Source organism: Pseudomonas sp. Y5-11 (assembly GCF_022368695.1).
Classification (GTDB): Bacteria; Pseudomonadota; Gammaproteobacteria; order Pseudomonadales; family Pseudomonadaceae; genus Aquipseudomonas; species Aquipseudomonas parakoreensis.
Genome location: NZ_CP058974.1, coordinates 5,046,366 through 5,059,523, shown reverse-complemented (window position 1 = coordinate 5,059,523; position 13,158 = coordinate 5,046,366). Strand labels below are relative to the sequence as shown.

At 63.7% G+C, this 13,158-nt stretch carries 1 protein-coding gene; it reads left to right on the top strand.

Annotation, left to right across the window (positions count from 1 at the left end; translation table 11 throughout):
- Window positions 1–134 precede the first annotated feature (134 nt).
- Window positions 135–13,133 (top strand): non-ribosomal peptide synthetase, encoded by a 12,999-nt coding sequence (locus HXW87_RS22500; RefSeq protein WP_239777793.1) that lies wholly within the window; start codon window positions 135–137, stop codon window positions 13,131–13,133.
- Window positions 13,134–13,158: the final 25 nt, after the last annotated feature.

Genomic DNA, 13,158 nt, shown 5'->3' with positions numbered 1-13,158 from the left:
CGGGGGTACAGCCCCGGCCAGACAGCATTCCCCAAGCCTTGCGCGGTCGGCACAGACCACGCCCTGCACGCCCACGACTGGCGTGACGCAGCAACCCGATTCCACTAGCAAGCCGAATTCAGGCAGGAAACCTCATGACCGACGCGTTCGAACTCCCCAGCACTCTGGTCCAAGCCCTCCAGCGCCGTGCGGCACACACGCCGGAGCGCCTGGCCCTGCGCTTTCTCGCCGAAACCGAGGAGCAGGGCGTGGTGCTCAGTTACCGCGAACTGGATCAACGCGCGCGCACCATTGCTGCCGCATTGCAGGCCCAGGCTGAGTTCGGTGATCGCGCGGTGCTGCTGTTCCCCAGCGGCGCGGATTACGTCGCGGCGTTTTTCGGTTGCCTGTACGCCGGGGTGATCGCGGTGCCGGCTTATCCGCCGGAGTCCGCCCGTCGTCATCATCAGGAACGCCTGCTGTCGATCATTGCCGATGCCGAACCGCGTTTGCTGCTGACCAGCGCCGACCTGCGCGATGCCTTGCAACACATCGAAGGGGCGCCGCCGTTGCTGTGCGTCGATACGCTTGACAACACGCTGGCCGAGAACTGGATTGAGCCGACCCTGCCGCAGGACCACATCGCCTTCCTGCAATACACCTCCGGCTCCACCGCGTTGCCCAAAGGCGTGCAGGTCAGCCACGGCAATCTGGTGGCCAACGAGCTGCTGATTCGCCACGGTTTCGGCATCGACGTGAACCCCGACGACGTGATCGTCAGCTGGCTGCCGCTGTACCACGACATGGGCCTGATCGGCGGATTACTGCAGCCGATTTTCAGCGGCGTGCCGTGCATCCTGATGTCGCCGGCGTACTTCCTCGGTCGTCCGTTGCGCTGGCTTGAAGCGATCAGCCAATATGGCGGCACCATCAGCGGCGGGCCGGATTTCGCCTATCGTTTGTGCAGCGAGCGGGTCAGCGAATCGGCACTGGAACGACTCGACCTGAGCCGCTGGCGCGTGGCCTATTCCGGTTCCGAACCGATCCGTCTCGACACCCTCGAGCGCTTCGCCGAGAAGTTCACCCCGTGCGGCTTCAGCGAAGACAGCTTCATGGCGTCGTATGGTTTGGCCGAAGCGACCCTGTTCGTTGCCGGCACACCGCGTGGCACCGGTATTCCTGCTTTACGCGTGGACGATCAAGCGCTGGCGCAAAATCGTGCCGAGCCGGGCGACGGCAGCGCGATCATGAGTTGTGGCATCAGCCAGCCTGATCACGCGGTGCTGATTGCCGACCCGGTCACGCTCAAAGAACGAGCTGACAACTTTGTCGGTGAAGTCTGGGCCGCCGGGCCGAGCATCGCTCACGGCTACTGGCGCAACCCCGAGGCCAGCGCCAGGACCTTCGTCCAGCACGCCGGTCGCACCTGGCTGCGCACTGGCGATCTGGGCTTCATCCGCGACGGTGAACTGTTCATCACCGGGCGCCTGAAAGACATGCTGATCGTGCGCGGTCACAACCTTTATCCGCAAGACATCGAGCAAACCGTCGAGCGTGAAGTGGAAGTGGTGCGCAAAGGTCGCGTCGCGGCATTCGCGGTCACTCAGGGCGGTGAAGAAGGCATTGGCATCGCGGCGGAAATCAGCCGCAGCGTGCAAAAAATCCTGCCGCCCGAAGCGCTGATCAAAGCCATTCGCCAAGCGGTGGCCGAGGCCTGTCAGGAAGCGCCGAGCGTGGTGGTGCTGCTCAACCCGGGCGCGCTGCCGAAGACGTCCAGCGGCAAGCTGCAACGCTCGGCGTGCCGCACGCGTCTGGCCGATGGCAGCCTCGACAGCTACGCGAGGTTCCCGCCGGCCAGCGCTGAAACCCGCGAGTCGACCGCGTCCACCTCCGAGCTGGAAGCCTTGATCGGCAAGCTCTGGGCCGAGCAACTCAATCTCAAACAGGTCAACGCCGACGACCACTTTTTCCTGCTCGGCGGCAACTCGATTGCAGCAACTCAAGTGATCGCCAAGGTGCGCGAAGAACTGGGCCTGGAGCTGAACCTGCGTCTGCTGTTCGAGGCGCCGACCCTGTCCGCGTTCGCCGCTGCCGTGGCGCAACAGCAACAGGATGGCGGCAGTGCTCAAGGCGCAATCACCCCGTTGTCGCGCAACGAAGCACTGCCGCAATCGCTGGCGCAAAACCGTCTGTGGATCACCTGGCAACTCGATCCGCACAGCAGCGCCTACAACATTCCCGGCGCCCTGCGTCTGCGTGGCGAGCTGGACGAAGAGGCGTTGCGCGCCAGCTTCCAGCAATTGATCGAACGCCACGAATCGCTGCGCACGCGCTTTTTCGAACGTGACGGTGTGGCGCTGCAACAGGTCGAGGCGGCGCCTGAATTCAATCTGCAACTGATTGACCTCAGCGACTTGCCAGTGCACGAGCGTGAAGCCCGCGCGCAACAGATCCGCGAAGACGAAGCGCGCACTCAGTTCGATCTGGAAAAAGGCCCGCTGCTGTGGGTGACGCTGGTGCGCCTCGACGACGAAGATCACCAGTTGCTGGTGACGCTGCACCACATCATCGCCGACGGCTGGTCGCTGAACGTGCTGATCGATGAATTCTCGCGCCTGTACGCTGCGGCATCTCAAGGCCAGCGCGCCGAACTTGCGCCGCTGCCCACCCAATACGCCGACTACGGCAGCTGGCAGCGCCAATGGCTGGCGCAAGGCGAGGGCGAGCGGCAACTGGCGTACTGGAAAGCCCAACTGGGCAACGACCATCCGGTGCTGGAACTGGCCACCGATCACCCGCGCTCGGCCAGACAATTGCACAGCGCCGCGCGCCACAGCGTGCGCCTCGGTGTTAGCCTCAGCGATGCGATCAAGCAGACCGCGCAGGCGCATCAATCGACGCCATTCATGCTGTTGCTCTCGGCGTTCCAGAGCCTGCTGCATCGCTACAGCGGTCAACACGATATCCGCATCGGCATCCCCAATGCCAACCGCCCGCGCCTGGAAACCCAAGGCCTGATCGGCTTCTTCATCAACACCCAGGTACTGCGTGCCGAGGTTGATTCGCGGCAGTCGTTTATCGAGTTGCTGGCGCAGACCCGCGAGGCTGCGCTGGGGGCTCAGGCCCATCAGGATCTGCCGTTCGAACAACTGCTCGAAGCGTTCCCGCAGGCTCGCGAACAGGGACTGTTTCAGGTCATGTTCAACCACCAGCAACGCGACCTGAGTGCGCTCAAGCGTCTGCCGGGTCTGCTCGCCGAAGAGCTGCCGTGGCACAGCCGCGAAGCCAAGTTCGACCTGCAACTGCACAGCGAAGAAGATCGCAACGGACGCCTGACCTTGTCCTTCGACTACGCCGATGAACTGTTCGACGCGGCGACCATCGAGCGTCTGGCCGAACACTTCAGCAATCTACTGCGCGCCGTCTGCGAGCAACCGCAGCAGGCGATCGGCGACCTGTCATTGCTGACTCCGAGCGAGCAGGAACAGCAACAAGCGTGGAGCGTCGCCCCGTGTGCCCCGGCGCAACAATGGCTGCCGGAGCTGCTCAGCGAACAGGCGCGGCAGACCCCGGAACGCACTGCTTTGGTGTGGGACGGTGGCAGTCTCGATTTCGCCGAATTGCACGCCCGGGCCAACCGTCTCGCGCACTACCTGCGCGACAAAGGTGTGGGCCCGGATGTGTGCGTGGCAATCGCTGCCGAGCGTTCGCCGCAACTGCTGATCGGCCTGCTGGCGATCATCAAGGCCGGTGGCGCTTACGTGCCGCTGGATCCGGATTATCCGGCCGAACGTCTGGCCTATATGCTCAGCGACAGCGGCGTCGAACTGCTGCTGACCCAGACTGCTTTGCTCGAGCGTATACCGGCCAGTGACGGTGTCAGCGTGATCGCCATGGACGCGTTGCACCTGGAAAACTGGCCGAGCCAGGCGCCCGGTCTGCACCTGCACGGCGACAACCTCGCCTATGTGATTTACACCTCCGGCTCCACCGGCCAGCCGAAAGGCGTGGGCAACACTCACGCGGCGCTGGCCGAACGTCTGCAATGGATGCAGAACACCTATCGCCTGAACGACAGCGACGTGCTGATGCAAAAGGCGCCGATCAGTTTCGACGTGTCGGTGTGGGAATGCTTCTGGCCGCTGATCACTGGTGCGCGCCTGCTGATCGCCGCCCCCGGTGAACACCGCGATCCGCATCGCATCGCGCAGCTTGTTCAAGAATATGGCGTGACCACGCTGCACTTCGTACCGCCGCTGCTTTCGATGTTCATCGACGAGCCGCTGAGCGCCGAATGCACCAGCCTGCGTCGGGTATTCTCCGGCGGTGAAGCGTTGCCGGCGGAACTGCGCAACCGCGTACTGGCGCAACTGCCGGCGGTGCAATTGCACAACCGTTATGGCCCGACCGAAACCGCGATCAACGTCACCCATTGGCACTGCACCAGTGCCGATGGCGAACGCTCGCCGATTGGCCGGCCGCTGGGCAACGTGACCTGTCGCGTGCTCGACGCCGAGCTCAATCCTGTGCCAGCCGGCGTGCCGGGTGAACTGTGCATCAGCGGCATCGGTCTGGCCCGTGGTTACCTCGGTCGTCCGGCGCTGACGGCCGAGCGCTTTGTGATCGATCCACTGGGCGAGCAGGGCGCACGTCTGTATCGCACCGGTGACCGTGCACGCTGGACTGCTGATGGCGTGATCGAATACCTCGGCCGTCTCGATCAGCAGGTCAAACTGCGTGGTTTCCGCGTCGAGCCGGAAGAAATCGAAGCGCGCCTGCTGGCTCAAAACGGCGTCGCCCAGGCCGTGGTGCTGGTGCGCGAAACCGTGGCCGGCGCGCAACTGATAGGCTACTTCACCGCTGTCGATGCGAGCGAAGATCAGCACGTGCAGATCGCCCGCCTGAAAACCGCGCTGGCCGCCGAACTACCGGAATACATGGTCCCGGCGCAACTGCTGCGTCTGGACGCAATGCCCCTGAGCCCGAGCGGCAAGCTCGACCGTCGCGCCTTGCCTGAGCCGCAGTGGCAAGTGCGTGAACACGTCGAACCGGTCACTGAGCTGGAGCAACAGATCGCCGCGATCTGGCGTGAAGTGCTGGGTCTTCCACGGATCGGTCTGCGCGACGATTTCTTCGCCCTCGGCGGGCACTCGTTGCTGGCCACACAAATCATCTCGCGCAGCCGTCAGGCCTGTGACGTCGAGTTGCCGCTGCGCGCCTTGTTCGAACACAGCGAACTCGGTGATTTCGCCGAACAGATCCGCCTGATCCAGGCCAGCGGCCAGACCAACCAACAGCCGCCGATTGCCAAAGTCGACCGCCGCCAAGCGGTGCCGCTGTCCTATTCGCAACAACGCATGTGGTTCCTCTGGCAGATGGAGCCGGACAGCCCGGCGTACAACGTCGGCGGCATGGCGCGCCTGCGCGGCGTGTTGCACGTCGAGCATTTCGAGGCGGCGTTGCAGGCGTTGATCCTGCGCCACGAAACCCTGCGCACCACGTTCCCGAGTGTCGATGGCGTGGCCCGTCAGCAGGTGCATGCCGAGACCGGCGTGCGCATGGGCTGGCAGGATTTCTCGAAATTGCCGGCTGACCAGCGCGAACAGAAAGTCCAGCAATTGGCCGACGAAGAAGCGCATCTGCCGTTCGACCTGGAAAGCGGCCCGCTGCTGCGCGCCTGCCTGGTCAAGACCGCCGAGCACGAGCATTACTTTGTCCTGACCCTGCACCACATCGTCACTGAAGGCTGGGCGATGGACATTTTTGCCCGCGAACTCAGCGCGCTGTACGAAGCGTTCGTCGATGAGCGCGATTCGCCGCTTGAACCGTTGCCGGTGCAATACCTCGATTACAGCGTGTGGCAGCGCAACTGGCTGGAGTCCGGTGAGCGTCAGCGCCAGCTCGACTACTGGACCGCGCAACTCGGTCGCGAACATCCGCTCCTCGAACTGCCGGGAGACCGTCCGCGTCCGCCGGTGCAAAGCCATCAGGGCGAGTTGTTCCGTTTTGATCTCAGTGATGACCTCGCCGCCCGCGTCCGTGCGTTCAATGCGCAAAACGGTCTGACCCTGTTCATGACCATGACCGCTGCGCTCGCCACCTTGCTCTACCGCTACAGCGGCCAGACCGACCTGCGCATCGGTGCGCCGGTGGCCAACCGGATCCGCCCGGAAAGCGAAGGGCTGATCGGCGCATTCCTCAACACCCAGGTGCTGCGTTGCCAGCTCGACGGGCAGATGTCGGTGGGTGAGTTGTTCGAGCAAGTGCGCCACACCGTGATCGAAGGCCAGTCGCATCAGGACCTGCCGTTCGATCATCTGGTCGAAGCGCTGCAACCGCCACGCAGTGCGGCGTACAACCCGCTGTTCCAGGTGATGTGCAACGTGCAGCGCTGGGAGTTCCAGCAGAGCCGGATGCTCGCCGGGATGACTGTCGAGTACCTGGCCAACGATGCGCGGGCGACCAAGTTCGACCTCAACCTGGAGGTCACCGACCTTGATCATCGCCTCGGTTGCTGCCTGACCTACAGCACCGACCTGTTCGACGAACCGACCATCGCGCGCATGGCGCGGCATTGGCGCAATCTGCTGGAAGCGTTGATCGCCGATCCGCAACAGCGTCTGAGCCAGTTGCCGCTGCTCGACCCGGCTGAGCAGCAACACCTGCTCGACAGCCTCGGTGTCGAACCGGGCGAACGGCGTCTCGATCAATGCATCCATCACCTGTTCGCCGAGCAGGCGCTGGCGCGCAAAGACGCGCCGGCGCTGACGTTCGCCGGGCAGACGTTGAGCTACGCCGAACTCGATGCCCGCGCCAATCGTCTGGCCTGGGCCCTGCGCGAGCGTGGGGTCGGTCCGCAGGTGCGGGTCGGTCTGGCGCTGGAGCGCTCGCTGGAAATGGTCGTCGGCCTGCTGGCGATTCTCAAGGCCGGTGGCGCTTATGTGCCGCTGGACCCGGAATACCCGCTCGACCGTCTGCGCTACATGATCGAGGACAGCCGCATCGGTCTGCTGCTCAGCGACCGGGCGATGTTCAACGCCCTTGGCGATTTGCCGTCGAGCGTGGCGCGCTGGTGCCTGGAGGATGACAGCGCGGCGCTGGCGGATTACCCGGCCAGCGAGCTGCCATTCATCAGCCTGCCGCAGCATCAGGCTTATCTGATTTACACCTCGGGTTCGACCGGCCAGCCGAAAGGCGTGGTGGTGTCGCACGGTGAAATCGCCATGCATTGCCAGGCGGTGATCGAGCGTTTCGGCATGCGTCCGGACGACTGCGAACTGCACTTCTATTCGATCAACTTCGACGCCGCCACTGAGCGCTTGCTGGTGCCGTTGCTCAGTGGCGCGCAGGTGGTGTTGCGGGCGCAAGGGCAGTGGGATGCGGAAGAAATCTGCGGGTTGATCCGCACCCACCGGATCAATGTGCTCGGCTGCACCCCGAGCTACGGCAGTCAGCTGGCGCAGTTCCTCGCCACGCAGAAGGAAATTCTGCCGGTGCGGATGATCATCACCGGCGGCGAGGCGCTGACCGGCGAACACCTGCAACGGATTCGCGCTGCGTTCAAGCCGAGCCTGTTCTTCAACGCCTATGGCCCGACCGAAACGGTGGTCATGCCACTCGCCAGTCTGGCACCGGAAGTGCTGGAAGAGGGCGCCGGCAGCGTGCCGATCGGCAGCGTGATCGGTGATCGCGTGGCGTACATTCTCGACGCCGATCTGGCGTTGGTCCCGCAAGGCGCGACCGGTGAATTGTTGGTCGGCGGTGCCGGTTTGGCCCAGGGGTATCACGACCGTCCGGGCATCAGTGCCGAGCGTTTCGTGGCTGATCCGTTTGCCGCCGATGGCGGGCGTATGTACCGCACCGGCGACCTGGTGCGCCAGCGTGCCGACGGGCTGGTGGAATATCTGGGGCGGATCGACCATCAGGTGAAAATCCGTGGTTTCCGCATCGAGCTGGGCGAGATCGAAACCCGGCTGCTCGATCACGCTTCGATCCGCGAAGCGGTAGTGCTGGCGCTGGATGCGCCGAGCGGCAAGCAACTGGTGGGCTACCTCGTCACCGATGTCGCCGAACAAAGCGAAACCCACCAGGCCGAGTTGCGCGAAGCACTGAAGTCACACCTCAAGGCGCAACTGCCGGATTACATGGTGCCGACGCACCTGATCCTGCTGGCGAGCATGCCGCTGACCGCCAATGGCAAACTCGACCGTCGCGCCTTGCCGGCGCCGGATCCGGAGTTGAATCGTCAGCACTATGTCGCCCCGAGCAATGAGCTGGAGCAAACCCTGGTACAGATCTGGTGCGAGGTGCTCAACGTCGAGCAGGTCGGTCTCAACGACAACTTCTTCGAACTCGGTGGCGACTCGATCCTGTCGATTCAAGTGGTCAGCCGGGCGCGCCAGCAAGGCATTCATTTCAGCCCGCGGGATCTGTTCCAGCATCAGACGGTGCAGACCCTGGCCGCCGTCGCCAGCCGCAGCGAGCAAGTCACTGCCGAGCAGGGACTGGTGCTCGGTGAGTCGGCCATGACGCCGATTCAGCACTGGTTCTTCGACACTGAAATTCCTGAGCGTCAGCACTGGAACCAGGCGCTGCTGCTGGAGCCGAGCGTGGCACTGGAACCGCATCGTCTGGAACAGGCGCTGCTGGCGGTGATCGAGCAGCACGACGCCCTGCGTCTGCGTTTCACCCAGGTCAACGATCAATGGCAGGCCACGCATCAACCGGTGTCCGACGCCGAGGTGTTGTGGCAGGTGCGGGTGGCGGCGATGGACAAGTGCGCAGCCTTGTTTGCCGATGCCCAGCGCAGTCTCGATCTGCAAAATGGCCCGCTGCTGCGCGCCTTGCTGGTGGACGGGCCCGAAGGTCAGCAACGCCTGTTCATTGCGATTCATCACCTGGTGGTCGACGGTGTCTCGTGGCGCGTGCTGCTTGACGACCTGCAAACCGTGTATCGCCAGCTCGACGCCGAACAGTCAGTACAACTGCCGGCGAAAACCAGTGCCTTCAAGGATTGGGCCGCACGTTTGCAGGCCTATGCCGGCAGCGAATCGTTGCGTGAAGAATTGAACTGGTGGCAAACCCAACTGGCCGGCCTGAACGCCGAGCTGCCGTGCGAAAACCCGCAGGGCGGACAGCAGAATCATCACGCGCAAACCGTCAGCGTACGCCTGGATGCCGAGCGTACCCGACAATTGCTGCAGCAGACGCCGCGCGCCTACCGCACGCAAGTCAACGATCTGCTGCTGACCGCGCTGGCCCGCGTGCTGTGCCGCTGGAGCGGGCAGCCGTCGGCATTGATTCAACTGGAAGGCCACGGCCGCGAAACCCTGTTTGACGAGATCGACCTGACCCGCACCGTCGGTTGGTTCACCAGCGCCTATCCAGTGCGCCTGACTCCGCACAACATCGAAGAAGCGGCCGGGCAGGGCGCTTCGATCAAGGCGATCAAGGAGCAACTGCGCGCGGTGCCGCACAAAGGCCTCGGTTATGGCGTGCTGCGTTATCTGGCCGATGACCTCAGCCAGCGCAGTATGGCGGCGCTGCCGAACGCACGGGTAACCTTCAACTACCTCGGCCAGTTCGACCAGAGTTTCGCCAGCGATGCGCTGTTCCGTCCGCTGGATGAGCCGGTCGGTGCAGCCCACGATCCGCAGGCGCCGCTGCCCAACGAGCTGAGCATCGACAGTCAGGTGTATGGCGGTGAACTGTTGCTGCGCTGGACCTTCAGTGCCGAGCGTTATGACGCGCAGACCATCAATGACCTGGCCGACGCTTACCTCGGCGAGCTGCAAAGCCTGATCGAACATTGCCTGCAGGAGGAGGCCGGCGGCCTGACACCGTCGGACTTCCCGCTGGCGAAACTGACCCAGGCGCAACTCGATGCCCTGCCGGTGCCAGCGGCGCACATCGAAGATGTCTACCCGCTGACGCCGATGCAGGAAGGCATGTTGCTGCACACCTTGCTCGAACCGGGTACCGGTCTGTACTACATGCAGGATCGCTACCGCATCAACAGTGAGCTTGATTCCGAGCGTTTCGCCCAGGCCTGGCAAGCGGTGGTCGCTCGTCACGAAGCGCTGCGTGCTTCGTTCTGCTGGAACGTCGGCGAGGACATGTTGCAAGTGATCCACACCCCGGGGCGCACGCCGATCGAGTACCTGGACTGGTGTGACATTGCCGAGGACGAGCAAGAACCGAAGCTGCAAGCGCTGCTCAAAAGCGAGCGCGAGGCCGGGTTCGATCTGCTCAATCAGGCACCGTTCCACCTGCGCCTGATCAAGGTTGGCGCGGCGCGCTACTGGTTCATGATGAGCAACCACCACATCCTGATCGATGCCTGGTGCCGTTCGCTGCTGATGAACGATTTCTTCGAGATCTACACCGCCCTCGGTGAAGGTCGTGAAGCGCAGTTGTCGCTGCCGCCGCGTTACCGCGACTACATCGGCTGGCTGCAACGCCAGAGCCTGGCCGAGGCACGTCAGTGGTGGCAGCAGAACCTGCAAGGTTTCGAACGCACCACGCCGATCCCGAGCGACCGGCCTTTCCTGCGCGAACACGCAGGCGAAAGCGGCGGCATGATTGTTGGTGACTGCTATACCCGTCTCAACGTTGAAGATGGCGTCCGTCTGCGCGAGCTGGCCCAGACCTATCAACTGACCATCAACACCTTCGCCCAGGCGGCATGGGCCTTGGTGCTGCGCCGCCTGAGCGGTGATCGCGACGTGCTGTTCGGCGTGACCGTGGCCGGGCGCCCGGTGGAGTTGCCGGAGATGCAACGCACCGTCGGCCTGTTCATCAACAGCATTGCGCTGCGAGTGCAGATCCCGGCGGACGATCAACGCGCCAGTGTGCGTCAGTGGTTGAGCGGACTGCTCGACAGCAACATGCAGCTGCGCGAGTACGAATACCTGCCGCTGGTGAACATTCAGGAACAGAGCGAACTGCCGAAAGGCCAGCCGCTGTTCGACAGCCTGTTCGTGTTCGAGAACGCCCCGGTGGAAGTCTCGGTGCTGGACCGTGCACAGAGCCTCAACGCGACGTCGGACTCCGGTCGGACCCACACCAACTTCCCGCTGACGGCGGTGTGCTACCCGGGCGATGACCTCGGTCTGCACCTGTCTTACGACCAGCGTTACTTCGACGAGTCGACCATCGAACGCATGCTCGGCGAGTTCAAGCGTCTGTTGCTGGCACTGGTCGATGGTTTCCATGGCGACATGGCCGAACTGCCGCTGCTGGGTGCCGAGGAACAGGACTTCCTGCTGCACGGCTGCAATCAGAGCGCGCACGACTATCCGCTGGAGCACAGCTACGTGGCGCTGTTCGAAGCGCAGGTCGCGCAACATCCGCAACGCATTGCCGCCAGTTGCCTCGATCAGCAACTGAGCTATGCCGAGCTGAACCAGAACGCCAACCGCCTCGGCCATGCACTGGTCGCGGCCGGGGTGCAGATGGATCAACCGGTGGCGCTGCTGGGCGAGCGCAATCTGGATCTGCTGGGGATGATCATCGGCAGCTTCAAGGCCGGTGCCGGTTACCTGCCGCTGGATCCGGGCCTGCCGAGCCAGCGTCTGCAACGCATCATCGAACTGAGCCGCACGCCCGTGCTGGTGTGCAGCGAAGCCTGCCGCGAACAGGCGCAGACCTTGCTCGATGAATTCAGCTGCGCCAATCGACCACGGCTGTTGGTCTGGGAAGACGTGCAGGCGCTGGCGACATCACTGCACAACCCGGGGATCTACAGTGGCCCGGATAACCTGGCCTACGTGATCTACACCTCGGGTTCGACCGGGTTGCCAAAAGGCGTGATGGTCGAGCAGCGCGGCATGCTCAACAATCAACTGAGCAAGGTGCCGTACCTGCAACTGACGGACGCCGACGTGATCGCGCAGACCGCCTCGCAAAGCTTCGACATTTCGGTCTGGCAGTTCCTCGCTGCGCCGTTGTTTGGCGCGCGGGTGGACATCGTGCCGAACAGCATCGCCCACGATCCGCAGGGTCTGCTGGTGCATGTGCAGACGCAGGGCATTACCGTGCTGGAGAGCGTTCCTTCGCTGATTCAGGGCATGCTCGCCTCCGATCGCCTGAGCCTCGACGGCCTGCGCTGGATGCTGCCGACCGGTGAAGCGATGCCGCCGGAACTGGCGCATCAGTGGCTGCTGCGTTATCCGGACATCGGTCTGGTCAATGCTTACGGCCCGGCGGAATGCTCCGATGACGTGGCGTTCTTCCGCGTCGACCTGGCCTCGACTCGCGGCAGCTATTTGCCGATCGGTACGCCGACCGACAACAACTTGCTGTACCTGGTCGATGGCGCGCTGGAACTGGTGCCGCTGGGCGCGGTGGGTGAGTTGTGCGTGGCCGGGACCGGTGTCGGTCGCGGTTATGTCAGCGATCCGCTGCGCACCGCGCCGGTGTTTGTGCCGAACCCGTTCGGCGCGCCGGGCGAACGTCTGTATCGCACTGGTGACCTCGCGCGGCGGCGCAGTGACGGGGTGCTGGAGTACGTCGGCCGGGTTGACCATCAGGTGAAGATTCGCGGTTACCGCATCGAACTGGGCGAGATCGAGGCGCGGCTGCACGAACAACCGGAAGTCCGCGATGCAGCGGTCGGCGTGCAGGAGGGGCCGAACGGCAAGCACCTGGTGGGTTATCTGGTGGCGGCTGATAGCGCGCTGAATTCGGGCGAACGTCTGGAGCGGATCAAGCAGCGCCTGCGCAGCGAATTGCCGGAGTACATGGTGCCGCTGCACTGGTTGTGGCTAGATCAGCTGCCGCACAACGCCAACGGCAAACTCGACCGCAAGGCCTTGCCGGCGCTGGAGATCGGCCAGTTGCAAAGCCAGCATTACCTGTCCCCGCGCAACGAGCTGGAGCAGACCTTGGCCAATATCTGGGGCGAAGTGCTCAAGGTCGACAAGGTCGGGGTGCGCGACAACTTCTTCGAGCTGGGCGGTCATTCATTGCTGGCCACACAGATCGCCTCGCGTGTGCAGAAAACCCTGCAACGCGATGTGCCGCTGCGGGCGATGTTCGAGTGCAGCACGGTGCAGGCGTTGGCCGAGTACATCGAGGGTCTGGCGGCCGGTGACATGACCGAGGACAAGGTGGATCGCTTGAATGATCTGATGGCGGAGCTGGAAGGCTTGTAAATCTTCAGCGCCTGTTCCGGCCCCA

Coding starts and splice junctions, on each gene's coding strand:
- HXW87_RS22500 (WP_239777793.1), top strand. CDS start 135: ATGACCGACGCGTTCGAACTCCCCAGCACTCTGGTCCAAGCCCTCCAG.